This window comes from Nocardia sp. NPDC055050 (genome assembly GCF_053608345.1).
The window spans coordinates 345237-365704 of sequence record NZ_JBSGVG010000001.1 but is presented as its reverse complement, the minus strand read 5'-3'; the positions used below and the strand labels follow the sequence as shown (position 1 = coordinate 365704).

The window sequence follows — 20468 nt, the reverse complement described above, 5'->3', positions numbered from 1 at the left end:
CCCCTTGTCAGGGGTTGGTCGGGGGACGCAGCACCGCGACGGCGGCGTGCGCGATTTCTCGGATGGCGCGGGGCGCGAGCATCCGGCCAGACACCCAGCCCGAGGCGTCGATCGCCTCGCATAGCCGGTGCCACTCTTCGGCGTCGACGCCGGGCGGCGGATCGCCGAGCGCGTCGTCGAGGCGGCGCTGCTGCGCTCGCTCGGCGGCTTGCTCGTGAACCTCGACCCAGCTCATCTCGGGTCTCCTATCTGCTCGTGCTGGTTGGTTGTGCGGGGCCGACCGGGTTCGGGTGTGAGGGGGTGCACCCGGCGGTCCGTCGGTCGGTCCCGCTCCCCCGCGGCGGCGTTCGGCGCGCCGCCGCGGGAAGTCAGGCCGCGTCGGTCTTGCGGCGTTTCATTCGGGCGGCGGTGCGCGGACTCAGCCCGGCATCGGTGGTCGGCTCGGCGTCGGTGGTGGACTTGGCAGCGGCGCGGCGCTTGGCGCGGCCGTCGGTGCCGTCGGCGAGCTCGGCGACCTTGCGCTGTGCGGCCTCGCGCATCTGCTCGACGAGCGTCGCGATATCCGAGCGGGTCATCCGCCAGTGCGTCCCCAGAACGGCGGGCGTCTCGCCGTTGGTTATGCGGCGTCGCAGCCAATCGGCCGATACGCCGTGCATCTCGCCCACTTCCTCGAGCGAGAACGTCTCGAACTCGAGGTCGACGGCGCTCATGCGACGGCCTCGACGGCGACGGCCTCGGCCAGCAGTGCCGACGGCGATACGTCCAGAGCCGCGGCGAGGCGCATCAGCTGCCCGACGCGCGGGTCACGGTCGCCGGTCTCGAACCGGGAAATGGTTTGCGGGGCGAATCCCGACAACTTCGCGAGCTGCTCTTGTGTCAGCCCCCGGCGTGCGCGGGCGGCGCGCAGCGGTGCCGCTATCCGCCCTGCATTGTCGCTGTCCATACTGGAGGACGATACACCCGATTGGGTGTGCGTCAACTCCGATTGGGTGCGTGTTAACTAGATCGCTGCGGACACGCCCGGCCGACAGGATCACAAATGGAAGGGTTGCCTCAACACCCAATTGGGGGTGACAATCACCCAATGAGCACAGATGGTGACCACAAAGCGGGCCGCCCAAAATACGACGATCCCGAGACTCGGGCGCTCGCCGCGCATTTGAGGGCAGAGCGCGCCCGCGCGGATCTCAAACAGTCGGAGCTCGCGAAGCGCTCGAACCTGAGCACGAACACGATCTCGCGCCTAGAGACTCAGGAACGCGAGATGTCAGTCACGCAGTTGTTGGCAATCGCTCGCGGGCTCGGCGTCGATCCGGGCGAGTTCGTCGACGCCGCGCAGAAGTCGATGCCTTCGGAGTAGACGACTAGCGCTCACTCCTTGACGATTCGCGGCTCGGATCAAGCTCGCCACGCTCGTTGACCTATCGACCTCGTCCCGGTTCGCTTGCCCCATATCGCCACCCTCGATCGCCTCGTTTTGAAACGCCACCGATCACGAGCCCCGACGCCTCGTTCGAACACCTGTTCGATACTACCGGGTCTGGCAACCCTCGCATTGTGTGCCGATGCCGCCCGCCCGGAGTCGTAGGACCAATGGGTAACGCCAGCGTAGCCAGGATCATGGTGGCCGGTCTGTCCGATTTCCGAAATCACGGAATCGTTACCACGCGGAAGATTTAGGAATAGCAAAACCGGGGCGTATCAAGGGGATACGCCCCGGCAGTGTTGGTCAACGGGTCTAGGCAGATCGCAGAATCGAGCGTTCGTCGCGGGTGTGCGCAGTGTGTGCGCGGGCGATTTCGGCGTCGGCGACGGCCGCCACTGCGGCGACCTCGCGGTCGCAATCGTGACGCATTCGTGAGACCGCCTCGGCCGCTGAGTCTCTCGCGTCGGCCGCGTCCTCGACGGCGAGGTCGCGTAGTTCGAGCGCCGCGTCGCGCTCCCGGCGCGCGGCGTGTGCGCCGACCTCGGCGCGGTGCCGGGCGCGTTCGGCCGCGACGATGAGCGCGCGAGCCCGCGCGAGCTCGTCGGCCAGGCGCCCGGCGTCCGTCTGCTCGCCCGCCGCCGCGGCCTCGGCGAGCTTCTTCGCTGCGCGGTGTGCGCGAACCGGGTTGTGATCGGGATCGGCACAGTAAGCGGCCGGGCGCCCCGGCCCGGCGCGCGGCGGCACGGGCGCGCCACACGCCGAGTCGGGACCGGTCGGAAACCTGCATTTACCTGCGGTGAATTTCATTTCATTGCACCTGATATGAAATGGATTTCGCGGTCACGCGGCGTCGGCGAGCAGGTCGCCGGCCTCGTGCTCGGCGACGTGCTCGACCGCGGCGTCGTAGGTGCTGAACACCTGCGACTGCACGACGCCGTCGGCGTCCATCCACACCGCCTCGAATCCGTTGCCGACGCGCTCGATTTCGCCGAGGCGGCCGAGCTGCACGAGGCGTCTCCTCCGGGCCTGCTCGATGCCGACCACCTTGCTACGCAGACGAGGCAGGCGCCCGGCGATGACTTGCGCGCTCGCCGCCGAGGCCGCGGTCGAGTTGTGCCCGTACCGGCGGTCGGTAATCGTGATCGACGAGTGCCCGGCGTCGCGGCTCACTACCCAGATGGGCTCGCCGTCTTGCAGGCGCCACGAAATGCCCGTGTGCCGCGACATGTACGGGACGAGACGCTTGGTCCGCAGGCGCGCGGCGATGTGTCCGTATCGCTTGCACAGCTCGTCGAACGACAGGCCGCCCCACCCGGCCGCGCCGGTGAACGGCGTCCGGTCGCCCTTGATCAGCGCGTCGAGGCGCTCGAGCATCGGCGCCCATCCCTGTTGCCAGAATCGGACCGAGGTCACGGGCACGCCGGTCGGGGTGAGGAACAGCCACTCGTCCGCGTCGCGGTCGAGGTCGAGCCGGGCGACGGTCTCCAACGGCACGAACGTCGTCCGAATGCCGCGCAAGGTCTTCGGGTCGCCGAGCTTGAGACGGCCGTTTGCCCACTTCCACGCGCGGACGATCGAGACGCCGCCCGTCTGCTGATTGATGTCGCCGACCTTGAGCGCTCCCTGCTCGCCGGGGCGCGCCATCGACATCACGGCGAATTCCCACCAATCGCGCCAGCATGGCGCGAGCAGTTGCTCGACGAGCTCGTACTCGAGCTCGTCGAGGTGGTCGACCTCGCGCGCCAAGCACTTCGGTAGGCGGGTCTCGGCGCAGGGATTCCATGGGATGAGCGGCGTCGGGCGCTTGCGGGCGGCGGCACCCATTGCCGCGCAGAGCAACCCGTGCTTATTGCGCACGGTTTTCGGTCCGTTGTCGAACTCGGTCTCGAGCCAGTCGATCCACGCGGCGTCGAGCTCGGGTGTCAGGGCATCGACGGGCAGGTGCTCGCCGAAGAACGGGACCATATCGCGGTCAATCATCCGGCGGTATTTCCGCTTGGTCTCGTCGTCGACGCTTTTGCCGAGGCTGTCGACGTACCGGTGAAGCCACTCTTTCAATGTGACGACGGCGGACTCGGACGCAGCCGCGGCGAGCTGGGCGGCGAGCACGCGCTCGGCCTCGATGGGGCCGACACGGTCGAGCAGCTTCGCCCAGCGGATCGCCGCGGCGTGGTCGTCGAACGATTGGGAGGTCTGCACCGGCTTGCTGTGACCGGGCCGGGTGATGCGGTACCGCACCTGCGAATAGGTGCTGCCGTCGGTGCGAATGCGGATGCGGGGAGTGGTCGCCATGGCGCGCGAGTCCTTGCCTCAGCCGAACCCCCTCAGGTTCACTGTGGACCGCGTTGTGGACGCAGAAGGGGCACAATCCGAAGATTATGCCCCTGACCTGCTATTTCGTTGTGGGCGAAGGGGGACTTGAACCCCCACGTCCTTACGGACACTGGCACCTGAAGCCAGCGCGTCTGCCATTCCGCCACTCGCCCGAGCGACTGGAAAAATCTAACATGCCCCGCGGCCGAAAATAAAATCGATTCCCTGACCTGCGGCGATGTCGATTGAAAGGGCGCGGGAACTGGGTCACGCCGCCGGGAGTTACCCAGGTAGAGGATCGTGGATATCATGCAAGGAACGTGGTCGGGTCCGGACACGCCGTAACCAGCGTGTCGAGGAGGGCGGACACGCGCACCGAAGGGAGGGCTGTGATGGGCATCGTGTCGAGATTCGAACGTCGCTTGCAGGGCGCTGTCGGTGACGTGTTCGCGAGGGTGTTCGGCGGCAGTGTGGTTCCCCAGGAAGTGGAGGCCGCGCTGCAGCAGGAAGCCGCAGATCAGATCCAGGATCTGGAAGGCGGGCACCGTCTCGCGCCGAACAGTTACGTGATCACGATCAACGAGACCGATCACGGCAAGCTCGACGCCGATCACGACCTGACAACCAAAGCGTTCGCCAAACATCTGCAGGATTACATCCGCGAGCAGGGCTGGCAGACCTACGGCGAAGTACACGTGGCGTTCGAGGCATCACCTACGCTGCACACCGGAATGTTCAGAGCGAGCGGCCGCGTCGACCCCGACGCCGGTCGTGGGACGGCCCCACCTCGCCCCGGACCGCCACAACGACCCGCACACCCGCAACCAGGAGCTGGCCCCATGACGCATAACTCAGGCTACGAGCCCGGCCGAGAGCCCGCGGAGTCCGATCCACGCAACCGCGGGTACGCACCGCCGCCCGCCGGCGCACCAGGGGCTTCCTACCCGGCCGACGATTACGGCCGCGGTGGCGGCTACGGCGCGCCCGAGGCGCAGCCCGGATACGGCGACGCATACGGCCAGCAGGGCGGCGAATACCAGAACGGCTACGACCCCGCCGCGCCCGCCCAGCAGGGCTACGGCCAGCAGGGTGGCTACGGCGCCGCGCCCGCGTACGGCGAGCCCGGCTACGACCAGCAGGGCGGCTACGGCCAGCAGGCCTACAGCCAGCAGGGCGGCTACGGCGCGCAGGGCGGCCAGGCCGGTTACGCCGACCCGGGCTACGACCAGCAGGGCGGCTACGGCCAGCAGGGCTACGCCGAACCCCAGCAGCAGGGCTACGGCCAGCAGGGTGGGTACGGCCAGCAGGGCTACGCCGACCCGGGCTACGACCAGCAGGGCGGCTACGGCCAGCAGGGCTACGCCGAACCCCAGCAGCAGGGCTACGGCCAGCAGGGATACGGCGCGCAGCCCGGTTACGCCGAGCCCGCCTACGGCCAGGAGGAGCAGGGCGGCTACGCCCAGCCCGCCGCCGGTTACGGCCAGCAGGGCTACGGCCAGCAGCAGGGCGCGGGCTACGGCGCCGCCCAGTCGAGCTACTCGGCCACGCTCCAGCTCGACGACGGCAGCGGCCGCACCTACGCGCTGCGCGAGGGTTCCAACATCATCGGCCGCGGCCAGGACGCCCACTTCCGGCTACCCGACACGGGGGTGTCGCGTCGCCATATCGAGGTGCGCTGGGACGGCCAGACGGCCATGCTCTCCGACCTGGGTTCCACCAACGGAACGCTCGTCAACGGTTCCCCCGTGCAGGATTGGCAGCTCGCCGATGGCGACGTCATCCGGGCCGGACATTCCGAGATCCTGATCCGGATCGTCTGATCCCGTAAGCTGCGCGGTGCACGTCACGAGTCGACGCTGTCGGCTCTATGATGCTGCCATTACACGCACGGTCCCGACCTCGGGGCCCGCAAGCCAGCACGCTGGTGGGGGTGGTTCGCCCCGCACCTGCCGTACCGACGTACCCGGGCGAACAGGAGGTGGAACGCCGTGCAGGGATTGATCCTGCAATTGACCCGCGCGGGGTTCCTGCTGCTGCTCTGGTTGTTCGTCTGGGCCGTTCTGCGGACCTTGCGCAGCGATATCTACGCGGCATCCGGCATACGGATACAGCCGAGGGCAACCCGCGGAAATCGCGGATCCATCGGTCTGCCCTCCTTCAGCCGAAGCCAGAAGGGCGCCAAGTATCTAGTGGTGACTCATGGTTCACTCGCCGGCACTCGAATCACCCTCGGCACGCAACCGGTCCTCATCGGACGCGCCGACGATTCCACGCTGGTACTCACCGACGACTACGCCTCGACCAGGCACGCGCGACTGTCTCAGCGTGGTGACGACTGGTACGTGGAAGACCTCGGTTCCACCAACGGCACATATCTAGACCGCGCGAAAGTCACCACCGCCGTCCGTGTTCCGCTCGGCACTCCTGTGCGAGTCGGCAAAACAGTGATCGAGCTGCGATCGTGACACTTGTTCTGCGCTACACCGCGCGAAGCGACCGCGGACTCGTCCGGGGCAACAACGAAGATTCGGTCTACGCGGGCGCACGCCTGCTAGCGCTGGCCGACGGCATGGGTGGGCACGCCGCCGGAGAAGTGGCCTCCCAGTTGATGATCGCCGCGCTGGCGCATCTCGACGACGACGAGCCCGGCGACGACATCCTCGGCAAGCTCGACCACGCCACGCATTCCGGCAACGCCGCCATCGCCGACCACGTCGAGGCCGAACCCGAACTCGACGGCATGGGCACCACGCTCACCGCCATCCTGTTCGCGGGCCGCAAACTCGGCCTGGTCCACATCGGCGACTCGCGTGCCTACCTGCTGCGCGACAGCGAACTCGCCCAGATCACCCGCGACGACACGTTCGTGCAGTCGCTCGTCGACGAGGGCCGGATCACCGCCGAACAGGCGCACACCCATCCCCAGCGTTCGCTGATCATGCGTGCCCTCACCGGCAACGAGATCGAGCCGACGCTGATCATGCGCGAAGCCCGCGCCGGTGATCGTTATCTGCTGTGCTCCGACGGACTTTCGGACGTGGTGAGCGACGAGACCATCGGCAACACCATGCGCGAGGGCAACACCGACGAGTGCGCCGACCGGCTCATCGAATTGGCGCTGCGCAGTGGTGGGCCCGACAATGTGACCGTTGTCGTCGCCGATGTGATCGACCTCGACTACGGCCAGAGCCACCCGATTCTCGCGGGCGCCGCCTCCACCGAGGAGGAGGAAGACTCCCCGCCGCCGAACACCGCGGCAGGGCGTGCCGCCGCGATGCGTCCGCCGCGGGCGCAACCGCGCCGGGCAGCCGCCGCACCACCGCCGCCGGAGACGAAGTCGCACAAGCTGCGCTGGCTGCTGCTGTCGCTGGCGTTGATTGCCGCGGTCGCCGTCGGACTCGTGGTGGGCTACAAGATGATTCGCAGCAACTACTACGTGGGCGCCGACAACGACAAGGTGGTCGTGATGCGCGGCCTGCCCGGTTCGATCCTCGGCTACTCGATCCACGATGTGGAGCTGACGGGCTGTGTGAACAGCAAGAGCGAGCTCACCCTCGTCGAGGTCGGCAAGTCCGCGCCGAGTGGGTGCAAGCCGCTGCTGGTCAGTGACCTGAAGCAGACCGGGCGCGACCAAGTGCAGAAGGGCCTGCCGCCGGATTCGCTGGACAAGGCGCGCGGCAGCATGAAGGTGCTGGCGCAGAACGAGCTCCTGCCGCCGTGCCCGAAGAAGGAATCGGTACCGCAGCCCGGCGTGCTGCCGCCCGAGCAGACCCCGGTGATCCCCGGCGGCGCACCGACTCCCGGCCCCGACCAGCCCGCGACACCGACCACGACCACGCCTGCCCCGACCACCACCACCGTCCCCCCGACAACCCCGCAGATCTCAGGGGAGAACTGCCGGGTGACGGACTGATGTCCGCACCGCCACCGCCGTCGGCTGGGGCGTTCCCCAGTCCCCCTGGTGGATTCGCGCCGGCGCCGCCGCCGTCGACGCGACGCAACCAGGAGTTGCTGCTGCTGGCGGGCGCGGCGGGCATCACCACGGTGTCGTTGTTCATCGTCGAGGCGAGCCAGGAACAGTCGATCACCACCGACATCGCCAAGTACGGGGTGGCTTTCCTCGCGCTGTTCGGGATCGCGCATCTCGCGGTGCGCCGGTTCGCGCCGTTCGCGGACCCGCTCCTACTACCGATTGTGGCGCTGCTCAACGGATTGGGGCTGGTGCTGATCCACCGGCTCGATCTCGCCGAAGCGCAGAAGGCGGCGTACGACGCGACATCGGTCCCCTCCCCCGACGCCAACCAGCAGATCATGTGGACCGGCCTCGGCATCGTGGTGTTCATCAGCCTGCTCATCGTCTTGCGGGACTACCGCACGCTGGCGCGCTACACCTACACACTAGGCCTGGTAGGGCTGGTCGCGCTGGCGATTCCGGCACTGTTGCCGAGCCGGTTCTCTGAAGTCAACGGCGCCAAGATCTGGATCCGGCTGCCCGGATTCAGCATGCAGCCGGGCGAATTCGCGAAGATCCTGCTGATCATCTTCTTCGCGGGCGTGCTGGTGGCCAAGCGTGACCTGTTCACCGCGGCGGGCAAGCACTTCCTCGGCATGGAATGGCCGCGACCGCGCGATATGGGCCCGATCCTGATCGTGTGGATCGTCTGCATCGGCGTGCTCGTGCTCGAAAAAGACCTCGGTACTTCGCTGCTCATCTTCGGCACGGTGCTGGTGATGATCTACATCGCCACCGAACGGGTGGGCTGGCTGATCATCGGTGGCGGCCTGCTCGCGCTCGGATTCGTGTTCGCCTACGAACTGTTCGGGCACGTGCGCGTGCGCGTGGACACCTGGCTGCACCCGTTCGACGACTACCACAACACCGGCTACCAGATCTCGCAGTCGATGTTCGGCTTCGCCACCGGCGGACTCGCAGGCACCGGCCTCGGCAGCGGACGGCCCCAGCAGGTGCCCTTCGCCAAGACCGACTTCATCGTCACCACCATCGGCGAGGAACTCGGCCTGATCGGGCTCACCGCGGTGCTGATGCTGTTCCTGATCTTCATCGTCCGCGGGTTGCGCACCGCGCTGGCCGTGCGGGACAGCTTCGGCAAGTTGCTCGCGGCGGGCCTGTCGTTCACCATCGCGATCCAGATCTTCGTGGTCGTCGGCGGTGTCACCAAACTGATTCCACTCACCGGTCTGACCACGCCGTTCATCTCCTATGGTGGTTCGTCGCTGCTGGCGAACTACGCGCTGCTCGGGCTGTTGATCAAGATCTCCGATGCGGCCCGCGCACCGGCACCGGCCCGTAGGCGCGCGCCCGCCCCGATCGCGGACGCGGCCACCGAACTGGTCCGCAGGCCGGAAAGCAGGGTGAGCGAATGAACACACCTCTGCGTCGCGTCGCCGTCGCCGTGATGGTGATGGTGGTGGCGTTGCTCGTGAACGCGACCTACCTGCAGGTGGTCAAGGCCGACGACCTGCGCAGCGATCCGCGCAACTCGCGGGTGCTGCTCGACGAGTACTCACGCCAGCGCGGTCAGATCTCCGCGGGCGGCACCGTGCTCGCCGGCTCCGTCGCGACCGACGACCGGTACAAGTACCTGCGCGAATACCCCTCCGACCCCTCGGCGTACGCGCCGGTCACCGGTTTCTACTCGATGCAGTACGGCAAGACCGGGCTCGAGCTGGCCGCGGATCCGCTGCTCTCCGGCAACGATTCGAGCCTGTTCGGCCGCCGGCTCATCGACATGTTCTCCGGACGCGATCCGCGCGGCGCGAACGTGCTCACCACGCTGAATCCGATGATGCAGCAGGTCGCCTACGAACAGATGACGTCGAAGGGCTACACCGGCGCCGTCGTGGCGATCGAGCCGAGCACCGGCAAGATCTTGACCATGGTCTCCACGCCCAGCTACGACCCCAACGAGCTGTCGGGCCACGACGGCGCGGCGGGTCGCGCCGCCTGGGAACGACTGAGCACCGATCCGAGTCAGCCGATGCTCAATCGCGCCGTCTCGCAGACCTATCCGCCGGGGTCGACGTTCAAGACCGTCGTCACCGCGGCCGCACTGTCCAACGGCGTCGCCGGTCCGAACGACCAGTTCACCGCCGCGCCCAACATCACCCTGCCCGGAACCAGCACCACGCTGGAGAACTACAACGGCAGCACCTGCGGCGACCAGCCGACGGCCAGCCTCTACGACGCGTTCCGGCGTTCGTGCAACACCGCGTTCGTCGAACTCGGCGTGAAGGTCGGCGCGGCGAAGCTCAAGGACGAGGCCGCCGCGTTCGGCATCGGAGTCGAGGATCCGCCCGGTGTGCCGATCCCGGTCGCCGAATCGACCGTCGGCCCGATCCCGGACAACGCCGCGCTCGGCCAGTCGAGCATCGGCCAGCGCGATGTGTCGGTGACGCCGCTCAATGTCGCGGTGATCGCCGCGACCATCGCCAACGGCGGCACCAGGATGCAGCCGTATCTGGTCGATCAAACCCAAGCGCCCGATCTGTCAGAGCTCAGCAAGACCAAGCCGGTCAGCGTCGGGCAGGCGGTGAGCCCCCAGGTAGCGTCGACCCTGACGGATCTGATGGTCGCCTCGGAAGCCAATACCGCGGGCGGCGGACGGTCGCCGTACCAGATCGCGTCCAAGACCGGAACCGCCGAACACGGCAGTAATCCCCGTAACACCCCGCCACACGCCTGGTATATGGCCTTCGCGCCCGCGCAGAACCCGAAGATCGCCATCGCGGTGATCGTCGAGAACGGCGGCGATCGGGCCCTGGCGGCCACCGGAGGTTCGGTAGCCGCGCCGATCGCCAGGTCGGTACTGGACGCGGGCCTGGCAGGGGGCTGAACGAAATGAGTGTGCGAGTGACAACACGGGGGCCCCGATGCTGAACAACGGCGCCATGATCGCCGACCGCTACCGCCTGCAGCGGCTCATCGCCACGGGCGGTATGGGTCAGGTGTGGGAGGCGATGGACACCCGGCTCGATCGCCGGGTGGCGGTCAAGGTCCTCAAGACCGAGTTCTCCGCCGACCCGACCTTCCGTGCGCGGTTCCGCGTCGAGGCGCGGACCACCGCGCAGCTCAACGCGCCCGGGATCGCGGGCATCTACGACTACGGCGAGACCACCGACCCGTCGGGCGGCGAGACCGCCTACCTGGTGATGGAGCTCGTGCAGGGCGAACCGCTCAACGCGGTGCTCAACCGGATGGGCAGGCTCTCGGTCGTCCAGGGTCTCGACATGCTCGAGCAGACCGGGCGCGCGCTCGAGGTCGCCCACGCGGCCGGGGTGGTGCACCGTGACGTGAAGCCGGGCAACATCCTGGTGACGCCGACCGGACAGGTGAAGATCACCGACTTCGGCATCGCCAAGGCGGTCGACGCCTCACCGGTGACCAAGACCGGCATGGTGATGGGCACCGCCCAGTACATCGCACCCGAACAGGCCGTCGGCGAGGACGCCACCGCGGCGTCGGACGTCTACTCCCTCGGCATCGTCGGCTACGAAGCACTGGCCGGCGTCCGCCCGTTCACCGGTGAGGGCGCGATCACCGTCGCGATGAAGCACGTACGCGACGCACCGCCGCCGATGCCCGACGACCTGCCCGCGAACGTGCACGAACTGATCGCCATCACCATGGCCAAGGACCCGCTGCAGCGCTACCGCAGCGGCGGCGAGTTCGCTGATGCCGTGGCCGCGGTGCGTGCCGGGCACATGCCGCCGCTCCCCGGTGGCGCCACCGGTCCGTCGATGACCGGGGCCACCCGGGTACTTCCGCCCGGCCCGACCGTGGTGCTCCCCGCCGCCGCGGCAGCCGCGGCCGCGGCGGACTACGACGGCGCGACCATGCGCTTCGGCCATCAGCCCGGCGGTCCGGTCGGTCCGCCCACCGGCGGTTACGGCGGTCCGGCCACCCAGGCTTCCGCGCCCGCGCCGGTACCCGCGAGCAACGCCAAGAACAACCAGAAGTGGCTGATCGCGCTCGGTGTCGGCGCGCTGCTGCTCGGCGGTGGTGTGCTGTGGCTGCTGTTCGGCGGTGAACCGAACCGGGATTCGGGGACCACGACCACCACCGTGCAGACCACCAAACCGCTGCCTCCGCCGGTGACCACCACCCGGCCGGTCCCGCCGCCGCCGGTGACCACCGAGGAACCGCCGACCACCACGCAACGTCCGACGACGACCACCGAGCCGCCGACGACGACCACAGAGCCGCCGACCACCACGACGGTGCCGCCGACCACCACGACCAAGACCAAGCCGACGACCACACCGAAGCCGACCAAACCGGAGCCGACCACCACGGCGCCGGCCGCGGGCACCACCACCGTCGGTCGTCCCCGGCTGCCCACCTTCGACCTGCCGTTCCCCGATGGCGACACGGCGGTAGGCCCGACCATAGGACAACCATGACGACCCCGAAGAACCTCTCCTCGCGGTACGAGCTGGGCGAGATCATCGGGTTCGGCGGCATGTCGGAGGTGCACCGCGCCCGCGACGTGCGGCTGTCGCGTGACGTGGCGATCAAGGTGCTGCGGGCCGATCTGGCCCGCGATCCCACGTTCTACCTGCGGTTCAAGCGCGAAGCCCAGAACGCGGCCGCGCTGAACCACCCGGCCATCGTGGCCGTGTACGACACCGGCGAAGCCACCGTCGACGGCGGGCCGCTGCCCTACATCGTCATGGAATACGTCGAGGGCGACACCCTGCGCGACATCGTGCGCGGCAAGGGACCGCTCGCGCCGCGCAAGGCGATGGAAGTCGTGGCCGACGTGTGCGCCGCGCTCGACTTCAGCCATAAAGCCGGGATCGTGCACCGCGATATGAAGCCGGCCAACATCATGATCAACCGCGCCGGTGCGGTGAAGGTGATGGACTTCGGCATCGCGCGCGCGATCGCCGACAGCGCCAACCCGATGACCCAGACCGCCGCGGTGATCGGCACCGCCCAGTACCTCTCGCCCGAGCAAGCGCGCGGCGAGACCGTCGACGCGCGCTCGGACGTGTACTCGGTGGGCTGCGTGCTCTTCGAGATCCTCACCGGGCAGCCGCCGTTCACCGGTGACTCGCCGGTCGCGGTCGCCTACCAGCATGTGAAGGAGGATCCGCCGCTACCGTCGTCGGTCAATCCCGGCGTGCCGCGTGAGCTCGATTCGGTGATCCTCAAGGCGATGGCCAAGAACCCGGCCAACCGCTACCAGACGGCAGCGGAGATGCGCGCCGACCTGATCCGGGTGCTCGGCGGGCAGAAGCCCAGCGCGCCGATGGTGATGAACGAGGAAGACCGCACCGATTACGACGACGAACCGGGGCCGCGGAGTTTCCACGACCGCCGCGACGACACCTCCGAGCATCCCGTGGTCGGGCCCGACGGCGAGGAACGTAACCGCACCGGGCTGATCGCACTCGGTGTCGCGGCCGCGCTCGCTGTGGCGTTCGGCCTGTTCTGGGTGCTGGTCGGTCCAGGTAGCCGGGCCGATCAAGTTGCCGTCCCCGATCTGTCGGGCAAGCCCGCGCAGCAGGCACAGGACGACCTCCAGCAGGCCGGTTTCCACGTGGCCAGGCTGGAGAAGCCGGACGGCAAGGTGGCGCCGGGCAATGTGATCGCGACCCAGCCACTCGGCGGTTCGCGCATCGACAAGGGCAGCACGGTGACGTTGCAGGTCTCGACCGGGCCCACGCAGGTGCAGTTGCCGCGGCTGATCGGGATGAGTCAGGCCGATGCCGAGCAGAAGCTGAATTCGCTCGGTCTGCAACTGGATCCGAATGTGGTGCGCAAACCGTCGAGCACCGCCGAGACCGACAAGGTGATCGCCCAGGACCCGAGCGCGGGTGTGCGGGTGGACATCGACCGGCCGATCGTCGTCACCATCGGCGGCGGGCCGGAAGAGGTGCGTGTGCCGACCGTGGTGGGCCAGGACATCTCCATCGCTCAGCCGAACCTGGTCGCCTCCGCCGGTTTCAAGGTCGAGATCCAGGAAGTGAAGTCCTCGCTGCCCAAGGGCCAGGTGCTCGCCACCAACCCGGCCGGCGGCAGCAACGCGGAGAAGGGCTCGACCATCACGGTCCAGGTCTCCGCCGGTGACCGGATCACCGTCCCCGATCTGACCGGGCTCACGCCGGTGCAGGCGCAGGAGACGTTGCGCGGGCTCGGGTGGACCGGTCAGCTCAGCCAGACCACGGTGATCACGCTCGACGGCAATGCCTCGGGCAAGGTCGTCGGGCAGAATCCGGCGGCCGGTTCGGCAGTGACGATCAACGGCAATGTGGTGCTGCACGTGGGAGCGTCGCCGATTCCGCGATGAGGTCTCGATTGGATGGCGAACACGCCCGCCGCGTCCGCGCGGGCGCAGAATGAGGCTGCTTTCATCCCATCCAGCGTTGCTGACGAGGAGGTAGCCCCCTATGACGACAGCCAGGGACATCATGAAGCCCGGTGCGCAGTGGATCACCCGTGGTGACACCGTGACGACCGCGGCGACGGCGATGGCCGATCTCGGGGTCGGATCGATCGTCGTCGCCGATGACGACGAGCGCATGTGCGGCATCATCACCGACCGCGACATCGTGGTGAAGTGCGTCGCGCTCGGTCTGTCACCTGATCTGACGACAGCGGCGGAACTCTGCGAGTCGACGCCGCGGTGGGTCAGCGCGGACGCCGATGTGGAAGACGTGCTCGACCAGATGGAATCGCACCGCGTGAAGCGGATGCCGGTGATCGAGAACAAGCGCCTGGTCGGGATGATCAGCGAGGCCGATCTGGCTCGGCACCTCGATGACAATCAGCTCGGCGAATTCGTGACCGCCATCTACGGGCGGCCCTGAGCTAACTGAGGTCGAGGTGGGTGTTCATCGACTTGGCTTCCGCGGCCAGGTCGGTGAGCTCCACCACGCGCACGCCATGGGTGCGGAGTTTGTCCACACCCTCGCAGGCGGCGACGAACAGGCTCGGCTCGCGCCAGGCGATCACCACCGTGGGGATGCCGGCGGCCAGGATGCGATCGGTGCACGGCAGCCGGGTGGCGGTGGCGCGGGTGGAGCACGGTTCGAGGGTGCTGTAGATCGTGGCCCTGGTCAGGCGGGGGTCGTCGGGGTCGAGCTTGTTGAGCGCGGACTCCTCGGCGTGCACCTTCTCGTCGGTTTCGCGAGAGAAGCCGGTCGCGATCTCCACCCCGTCGGCGACGATCACGGCGCCGACCGAATAGGCCGTCTCGCTGGGCGGACAGTTCTTGGCGAGCGCTATCGCCCTGTGCATGAACCGGTGGTCGGTGTCGTCGTGGCTCATGTCGTTTCCCTGTGGTCGGCGAGTTATCCACAACTCTCGCGTGATGTGGAATCGGTCATGTTCAGGTGTGGAGCAAAGTTGTCCGTGAACTGTGGACAGCTGAATTTTCCCAGGTCAATGCAGTGATTCTGTTCGCGGTATCAGTTAGTTGCGGGGCTGTGGATCGGGGCTGACCAGGTAGTTCAGCACAGCGACATCCCCAAGTTGTTCCACACCCGCCAGGTGCAACCTGCGACCGGCCCCGCCGGGGAACTGCGCCGGTCCGACGAAGCGCGGCGCCGCCGGATCGCCGACCAGGATCGGCGCGATCGCCAGCCGGATCTCGTCGACCAGATCGGCCGCGAGGAAGCCGGTGTGCATGCCGGTACCCCCTTCGACCATCAGCCTGTGGATACCTCGCGCGCCGAGGTCGGCGACAAGGGCCGGGAGCGCGAGACGCTCGCCGAGGCTGACCACCTCGGCGAGTCCGTCGAGCCGGTCGCCCAGCCTCCCGGCACCCGCATCGGAGGTGTAGACGAGTTTGTCGCCGCCGGTGTGCCAGAAGCGCAGCCCCGGATCGAGATCACCGGAATCGGTGACGGTCACCTTCACCGGGAACTCCGGTTCGCCCGCCGCCACCCGAGCGGCCCGGCGCTCGGCGCTGTTCACCAGCAGGCGGGGGTTGTCGGTGCGCAGCGTGTGCGCACCGATCAGGATCGCGTCGGATTCGGCACGGATCTGGTCGACCCGGTCGAAGTCGGCAGTGTTCGACAGCAGCAGGCGCTGTGCGCTCGCGTCGTCGATATAGCCGTCCAGACTCGCCGCCACCGACAACCGCACCCACGGCCTCACTGCGTGACCAGCGCGGCGACCTCCGCCTCGAGCGCGGAGACGAGTGCCTCGGACGGACGTTCGCCGCAGACCTCGAGCCAGTTGGCGAGCATCCGGTGGCCGCCTTGGGTGAGCACGGACTCGGGGTGGAACTGCACGCCGTGGATGGGCAGCGTGCGGTGACGCATCGCCATCACGATGCCGCTCTCGGTGTGGCCGACCACCACCAGCTCCTCGGGAATGGTTTCCGGGAGAACCGTCAGCGAGTGGTATCGGGTGGCGGTGAACGGGTCGGGCAGGCCGGCCAACACGCCGGACCCGAGATGGAAAACATCACTGGTCTTGCCGTGCAGCAATTCGGGCGCCCGGTCGACGGTGCCGCCGAACGCCTCGCCGATCGCCTGGTGCCCGAGGCACACGCCGAGCAGCGGCTTGTTGTGCCGGGCCGCCGCGTGCACGAGCGGGATGCTCGCGCCCGCCCGGTCGGGACTGCCTGGGCCGGGGCTCACCAGCACGCCGTCGAACGCTCCACCCTCGTCCCCGACGGTGAGCAGGGTGTCCAGATCGTCGAGGCGGGGGTCATCATTGCGCCAGACCACGACGTCGGCACCAAGCTGGCCGAGGTACTGCACCAGGTTGAACACGAAGCTGTCGTAGTTGTCGACGACCAATACACGCATGCGTCGAGGGTACGGGAGTTGCGATAGCCTAGGAGTTACCTGTACTCCGAATTCGAGGACGTCATGCCCAAGTCCAAGGTCCGCAAGAAGGCCGACTACACCCCGAGCCCCGCCAGCCGCACGCCGGTGAAGGTGAAAGCGGGGCCGTCGCCGGTCTGGTACGTCGCGATCATGCTGGGCTTCATGCTCGCCGGCTTGGTGTGGCTGATCGTCTACTACCTGGCGCAGGACCACATCGGCTTCATGCTCGATCTGGGCGCCTGGAACTTCCTGATCGGGTTCGGCCTGATGGTCATCGGCCTGGTCATGACCATGCGATGGCGCTGATCGCAGCGGATTACACCGGTGTTATTCATGCACACCTGTGGATAACCCTGTGCACAACTCGAGGATAGAGGGGCGTACAACCGCGTGAACGATGCACAACCCGTCTCGTGGTCCACCCCTGTCGCAGGTCTGCTCGCCATCAGCGGTGGCGGGATCCTGCTGGCCGTGCTGGCAGTCCTCGCCCAGGACGGCCCGAGCAGGCTGCTCATCGGCATCGCCGCCGTCGCCGTGCTGGCGATGTCCGCACTCGGCATCCGGCAGCGCCCTCGGCTCACCATGGTTCCCGGCCCCGCGCCGCGCCTGGTGGTCGGCACGCTCACCGGCCCGAAGGACTACCCACTCGACCGGATCGACCGGATCCGGATGGTCTCTTACCGCCGCATCGGCCGCAAATCCGCGATGCTCGAGGTCGACGTGCGCCACGAGGACACCGAGCGATTGCTGATCTTCGGCCGCTGGGACCTCGGCACCAATCCCCACGACGTGTACGACGCTCTGGTCGTCAACGGCTTCGCCTCGGTGACTTCGGACTGACGTTGTTTCACGTGAAGCAAAGAGAACTCCCCGCCGCGACGGTCCGCGGCGGGGAGTTCTGTGTGTGGCCTTGATCAGTCGATCGTGACGGCCGAGATGATGACCGGCTCGTCGGGGCGATCATTGCGATCGGTCTTCACCGAGGCGATAGCGTCGACGACCTTGCGCGAATCGGGGTCGACCACCTCCCCGAAGATCGAATGCTTGCGGTTGAGGTGCGGCTGCGCGCCGACGGTGATGAAGAACTGCGAACCGTTGGTCTCGGTGCCGGCGCCCGCATTCGCCATCGCGAGCAGATAGCCCCGGTCGAAGCGCAGATCCGGGTGGAACTCGTCGGCGAACTCGAAGCCCGGCCCACCACGGCCGGTGCCTGTCGGATCGCCGCCCTGGATCATGAACCCCGGAATGATCCGGTGAAAGACGGCGCCGTCGTAGAACGGGCCACTTTCCGTCCCACCGGCATTGACGGTGGAGTACGGCGCGGTGCCGTCGGCGAGACCGACGAAGTTGCGCACCGTCTTCGGGGCGTGGTTACCGAAAAGCGCGATCCTGATATCGCCGTGGTTGGTGTGCAGAGTTGCCACGGCCGTCTGGTTGGGTGAGGTCACGCAGTTATGGTGCCACGCGACACGTCGAATCTGTTTGTGCCACAGTGGTCGAATGAAGCTTCGTAATCCGCTGCTCGCGTCGATCGCGCTCGCCGGGGCGGGCGCCCTGGCCTACCTGGCCCGTGCCAAGCGTCCACAACTGCCGGAACCGGCCGCCGAGCCGCCGCGTCTGGGGTATTCCCGCAACGGCTCGGCGCACTAGTTCCGGCTGTTGTTCAGCGACTGACCGACTTCTTGTACTGGATCTGAGCCAGCGGCACGAAGACGATCAGGATCACCACGATCCACATCAGCGTGGTGGTCACTGGATGCTGCATCGGCCACGCGTCCGAGGGCGGCGCCATCGGGTTGACGTTGCCGAACAGGTCACGCACCGCCTGGGTGAGCGCCGAGACCGGGTTCCATTCGGCGAAGACCCGCAGCGGAGCAGGCATGTTGTCGAGCGGAACGAACGCGTTGGACAGGAACGTCAGCGGGAAGATCACCATGAAGCTGGCGTTGTTGAACACCTCCGGCGCGCGCACGATCAGGCCGACCACGGCCATCATCCACGACAGCGCGTAGGCGAACAGCAGCATCAGCGCGTACGCGAGCACCGCGTCGAGGAACGATCCGCGGATCCGCCAGCCGACGACCAGACCGGTCAGCGACATCACCACCAGGCTGACCACGTTGATCACCACATCGCTGATCGTGCGCCCGACCAGCACGGCCGACGGCGCCATCGGCAGCGACCGGAACCGGTCGATGATGCCCTTCTGCATGTCTTCGGCCAGGCCCGCACCGGTGAAGGTGGCGCCGAACACCACGGTCTGGGCGAAGATGCCGGCGATCAAGAACTCCCGATAGCCACCTTCGAGCCCGGGGATCGAGATCGCCGAGCCGAAGACGTAGGCGAACAGCAGCACGAACATGATGGGCGACAGCGTCGTGAAGATCAGCACGTCGGGTACGCGCTTGATCTTGATGACGTTGCGTTTGGCGATGGTGATGCTGTCGCTCACCACCATCGACAGTCGTTCGCCGAGGCTGGGAGGATGCAGCTCGGCCTTGTCGAGTGCGACGGTCATCGGTTCTTTCCTTCCGCGGCGCCCACGGTCTCCGACTCGCGATCGCCGTTGACGAGTTCTTCGGCCTCGTGCCCGGTGAGCGTCAGGAAGACGTCGTCGAGCGAGGGTCTGCGCAGGGCGACATCGTTGATGTCCACCTTGTGCTCGGTGAGCCTGCCGATGGCGGTGACCAGGTCCTGTGACCCGTCGGCGACCGGCACGATGAGCTTGCGCAGGCCGGGTTCGAGATGGATCTCGCCGTCGGCGAGCCCGCTGAGCACCTGCTGGGCGACGGCGAGCTGGTCGGCGGCGCCGACGGTGAGTTCGATCCGGTCGCCGCCGACGAGGGCCTTGAGTTCGTCGGCGGTGCCGCGGGCGATCACCTTGCCGTGGTCGATCACCGCGATCGAATCGGCGAGGCGGTCGGCCTCGTCCATGTACTGGGTGGTGAGCAGCAGGGTGGTGCCGCCGGCGACCAGCTCCTCGATGACGTCCCACAGGTCGAGCCGGGCACGCGGGTCCAGACCCGTGGTCGGTTCGTCGAGGAACAGCACCGGCGGGTTGGCCACGAGGGCGCCTGCCAGGTCGAGGCGCCTGCGCATACCGCCCGAGTAACCCTTCACCGGCCGGTCGGCGGCGTCGCTGAGGCGGAAGCGGTCGAGCAGTTCGCGGGCCCGCTCCTTACTTCGCTGGGTGCCGAGGTGGTAGAGCCTGCCGACCATTTCGAGGTTCTCGAAACCGGTGAGGTATTCGTCGACGGCGGAATACTGGCCGGAGGCACCGATGCGCGAGCGCAGGGCCTGTGGGTTGCCGAGCACGTCGATACCGGCGACGGTGGCGGTGCCCTCGTCGGGTACCAGCAGCGTGGTGAGAACGCGAACAGTCGTGGTCTTTCCCGCGCCGTTGGGGCCGAGAAGCGCGGTGACGGTACCTTCCGGAACGGACAGGTCGAGTCCGTCGAGGGCGACGAGCTGCCCGTACCGTTTGACCAGACCCTCGGCGACGATTGCGTCGGGCATGATTCTCCTGAAGTCGTGGTTGGCGATGCTGTGCCCAGTATTGCCCCACCCACCGACAAGTCGCATCCCAAATTTCCGCGCGACCGCAAGTCAGATGTACACAATTGTTCGACATGCCGACGTGTCGCGACACGCGGCGAATCGGACTGATTTTCTGTCTCCCGACACGAACAAGAGCGCCTGTTCGCTGGACGGTCGCCACACGCGAGACGAGAACATGTTCACCGGCGATTCCGCGTAAAACCTTGCGTACCAGCCGATTCCGATGTTCGTAAGACACCTGACAGGTACCGGGAGCGCGCACCGGCCGATCGCCGCACCCCGGACCACCGCCGACACCCGCACCGGCACCCGAAAAATCTCGTGAACTCGCCCGGTGCGCGTACACGAATTCCGCGCGTATCGCGTA

23 protein-coding genes and 1 tRNA gene are annotated in these 20468 nt (G+C 67.5%); 12 read left to right on the top strand and 12 right to left on the bottom strand.

The genetic code is table 11. From position 1 onward, the window contains the following. Nucleotides 1-7 precede the first annotated feature (7 nt). The 3 genes from ACWGCN_RS01865 to ACWGCN_RS01855 form a co-directional block, all read right to left on the bottom strand. Nucleotides 8-235 (bottom strand): hypothetical protein, encoded by a 228-nt coding sequence (locus ACWGCN_RS01865; RefSeq protein ID WP_452458912.1) that lies wholly within the window; start codon nt 233-235, stop codon nt 8-10. Nucleotides 236-368: 133 nt separating this feature from the next. After that, nucleotides 369-710, bottom strand: a complete 342-nt coding sequence (locus ACWGCN_RS01860) for a hypothetical protein (protein ID WP_452458911.1) — start codon at nt 708-710, stop codon at nt 369-371. Then, the gene (locus ACWGCN_RS01855; RefSeq protein ID WP_452458910.1) at nt 707-943 is read right to left on the bottom strand and encodes a helix-turn-helix domain-containing protein; all 237 of its coding nucleotides are present in this window, start codon (nt 941-943) and stop codon (nt 707-709) included. The genes ACWGCN_RS01860 and ACWGCN_RS01855 overlap by 4 nt, the downstream gene beginning before the upstream one ends. 141 nt (nt 944-1084) lie before the next feature. On the opposite strand from ACWGCN_RS01855, the gene ACWGCN_RS01850 reads away from it, so the two are divergent. Continuing rightward, on the top strand, nt 1085-1360 hold the full coding sequence (locus tag ACWGCN_RS01850) for a helix-turn-helix domain-containing protein (protein ID WP_452458909.1): 276 nt from the start codon (nt 1085-1087) through the stop codon (nt 1358-1360). A 378-nt stretch (nt 1361-1738) separates the two neighbouring features. Here the strand turns inward: ACWGCN_RS01850 and ACWGCN_RS01845 are convergent, their stop codons facing one another. From ACWGCN_RS01845 to ACWGCN_RS01835, 3 genes are all read right to left on the bottom strand, one after another. Continuing rightward, nucleotides 1739-2233: a hypothetical protein gene (locus ACWGCN_RS01845; RefSeq protein WP_452458908.1), complete on the bottom strand. Its 495-nt coding sequence runs from the start codon at nt 2231-2233 to the stop codon at nt 1739-1741. A 33-nt stretch (nt 2234-2266) separates the two neighbouring features. Then, a complete protein-coding gene (locus ACWGCN_RS01840; RefSeq protein ID WP_452458907.1) occupies nt 2267-3718 on the bottom strand; it encodes a tyrosine-type recombinase/integrase in 1452 nt (483 codons plus the stop codon). 111 nt (nt 3719-3829) lie between these two features. Next, nucleotides 3830-3912: transfer RNA gene (locus ACWGCN_RS01835), tRNA-Leu, on the bottom strand. 219 nt (nt 3913-4131) lie between these two features. Here ACWGCN_RS01835 and ACWGCN_RS01830 point away from each other — a divergent pair. The 8 genes from ACWGCN_RS01830 (at nt 4132) to ACWGCN_RS01795 (ending at nt 14572) form a co-directional block, all read left to right on the top strand. Next, the gene (locus ACWGCN_RS01830; RefSeq protein ID WP_452460202.1) at nt 4132-5559 is read left to right on the top strand and encodes a DUF3662 and FHA domain-containing protein; all 1428 of its coding nucleotides are present in this window, start codon (nt 4132-4134) and stop codon (nt 5557-5559) included. Nucleotides 5560-5727: 168 nt separating this feature from the next. Next, nucleotides 5728-6204, top strand: coding sequence for an FHA domain-containing protein FhaB/FipA (locus ACWGCN_RS01825; protein WP_062992366.1), 477 nt, complete (start codon nt 5728-5730; stop codon nt 6202-6204). Continuing rightward, the gene (locus ACWGCN_RS01820) at nt 6201-7652 is read left to right on the top strand and encodes a PP2C family protein-serine/threonine phosphatase (RefSeq protein WP_378989392.1); all 1452 of its coding nucleotides are present in this window, start codon (nt 6201-6203) and stop codon (nt 7650-7652) included. The genes ACWGCN_RS01825 and ACWGCN_RS01820 overlap by 4 nt, the downstream gene beginning before the upstream one ends. Beyond that, nucleotides 7652-9124, top strand: coding sequence for an FtsW/RodA/SpoVE family cell cycle protein (locus ACWGCN_RS01815; RefSeq protein WP_452460201.1), 1473 nt, complete (start codon nt 7652-7654; stop codon nt 9122-9124). The genes ACWGCN_RS01820 and ACWGCN_RS01815 overlap by 1 nt, the downstream gene beginning before the upstream one ends. Continuing rightward, on the top strand, nt 9121-10593 hold the full coding sequence (locus ACWGCN_RS01810) for a peptidoglycan D,D-transpeptidase FtsI family protein (RefSeq protein WP_378989391.1): 1473 nt from the start codon (nt 9121-9123) through the stop codon (nt 10591-10593). Before ACWGCN_RS01815 ends, ACWGCN_RS01810 begins: the two co-directional genes overlap by 4 nt. A gap of 37 nt (nt 10594-10630) precedes the next feature. Further along, nucleotides 10631-12160 carry a protein kinase domain-containing protein gene (locus tag ACWGCN_RS01805; protein WP_378989390.1) on the top strand — a complete coding sequence of 510 codons (1530 nt, stop codon included), beginning with the start codon at nt 10631-10633 and terminating at the stop codon, nt 12158-12160. Beyond that, a complete protein-coding gene (gene pknB / locus ACWGCN_RS01800; protein WP_378989389.1) occupies nt 12157-14052 on the top strand; it encodes a Stk1 family PASTA domain-containing Ser/Thr kinase in 1896 nt (631 codons plus the stop codon). The genes ACWGCN_RS01805 and pknB overlap by 4 nt, the downstream gene beginning before the upstream one ends. Nucleotides 14053-14152: 100 nt before the next feature. Continuing rightward, nucleotides 14153-14572, top strand: a complete 420-nt coding sequence (locus tag ACWGCN_RS01795) for a CBS domain-containing protein (protein ID WP_378634571.1) — start codon at nt 14153-14155, stop codon at nt 14570-14572. A gap of 1 nt (nt 14573) precedes the next feature. Here the strand turns inward: ACWGCN_RS01795 and ACWGCN_RS01790 are convergent, their stop codons facing one another. From ACWGCN_RS01790 to ACWGCN_RS01780, 3 genes are all read right to left on the bottom strand, one after another. Continuing rightward, nucleotides 14574-15032 carry a deaminase gene (locus tag ACWGCN_RS01790; RefSeq protein ID WP_378989388.1) on the bottom strand — a complete coding sequence of 153 codons (459 nt, stop codon included), beginning with the start codon at nt 15030-15032 and terminating at the stop codon, nt 14574-14576. 144 nt (nt 15033-15176) lie between these two features. Further along, a complete protein-coding gene (locus ACWGCN_RS01785) occupies nt 15177-15851 on the bottom strand; it encodes a RibD family protein (protein ID WP_378989387.1) in 675 nt (224 codons plus the stop codon). 8 nt (nt 15852-15859) lie between these two features. Further along, a complete protein-coding gene (locus ACWGCN_RS01780; protein WP_378989386.1) occupies nt 15860-16522 on the bottom strand; it encodes an aminodeoxychorismate/anthranilate synthase component II in 663 nt (220 codons plus the stop codon). A gap of 63 nt (nt 16523-16585) precedes the next feature. Here ACWGCN_RS01780 and crgA point away from each other — a divergent pair, with 63 nt between their 5' ends. Together crgA and ACWGCN_RS01770 are read left to right on the top strand one after the other, a co-directional pair. Next, the gene (gene crgA, locus ACWGCN_RS01775) at nt 16586-16849 is read left to right on the top strand and encodes a cell division protein CrgA (RefSeq protein WP_378634580.1); all 264 of its coding nucleotides are present in this window, start codon (nt 16586-16588) and stop codon (nt 16847-16849) included. 84 nt (nt 16850-16933) lie between these two features. After that, complete coding sequence (locus tag ACWGCN_RS01770; RefSeq protein ID WP_378989385.1) at nt 16934-17383, top strand: PH domain-containing protein; 450 nt, start codon at nt 16934-16936, stop codon at nt 17381-17383. 74 nt (nt 17384-17457) lie between these two features. Here the strand turns inward: ACWGCN_RS01770 and ACWGCN_RS01765 are convergent, their stop codons facing one another. Next, a complete protein-coding gene (locus tag ACWGCN_RS01765) occupies nt 17458-17991 on the bottom strand; it encodes a peptidylprolyl isomerase (protein WP_378634585.1) in 534 nt (177 codons plus the stop codon). A 52-nt stretch (nt 17992-18043) separates the two neighbouring features. Between ACWGCN_RS01765 and ACWGCN_RS01760 the strand changes: the two genes are divergently transcribed. After that, complete coding sequence (locus ACWGCN_RS01760) at nt 18044-18193, top strand: hypothetical protein (RefSeq protein WP_170112099.1); 150 nt, start codon at nt 18044-18046, stop codon at nt 18191-18193. 13 nt (nt 18194-18206) lie between these two features. On the opposite strand, the gene ACWGCN_RS01755 is transcribed toward ACWGCN_RS01760, so the two are convergent. Both ACWGCN_RS01755 and ACWGCN_RS01750 read right to left on the bottom strand, forming a co-directional pair. Further along, entirely contained in the window at nt 18207-19001 is a 795-nt protein-coding gene (locus tag ACWGCN_RS01755) for an ABC transporter permease (protein ID WP_449967021.1), read from the bottom strand. Between the two features lie 56 nt (nt 19002-19057). After that, the gene (locus tag ACWGCN_RS01750; RefSeq protein ID WP_452460432.1) at nt 19058-20059 is read right to left on the bottom strand and encodes an ATP-binding cassette domain-containing protein; all 1002 of its coding nucleotides are present in this window, start codon (nt 20057-20059) and stop codon (nt 19058-19060) included. Nucleotides 20060-20468: the final 409 nt, after the last annotated feature.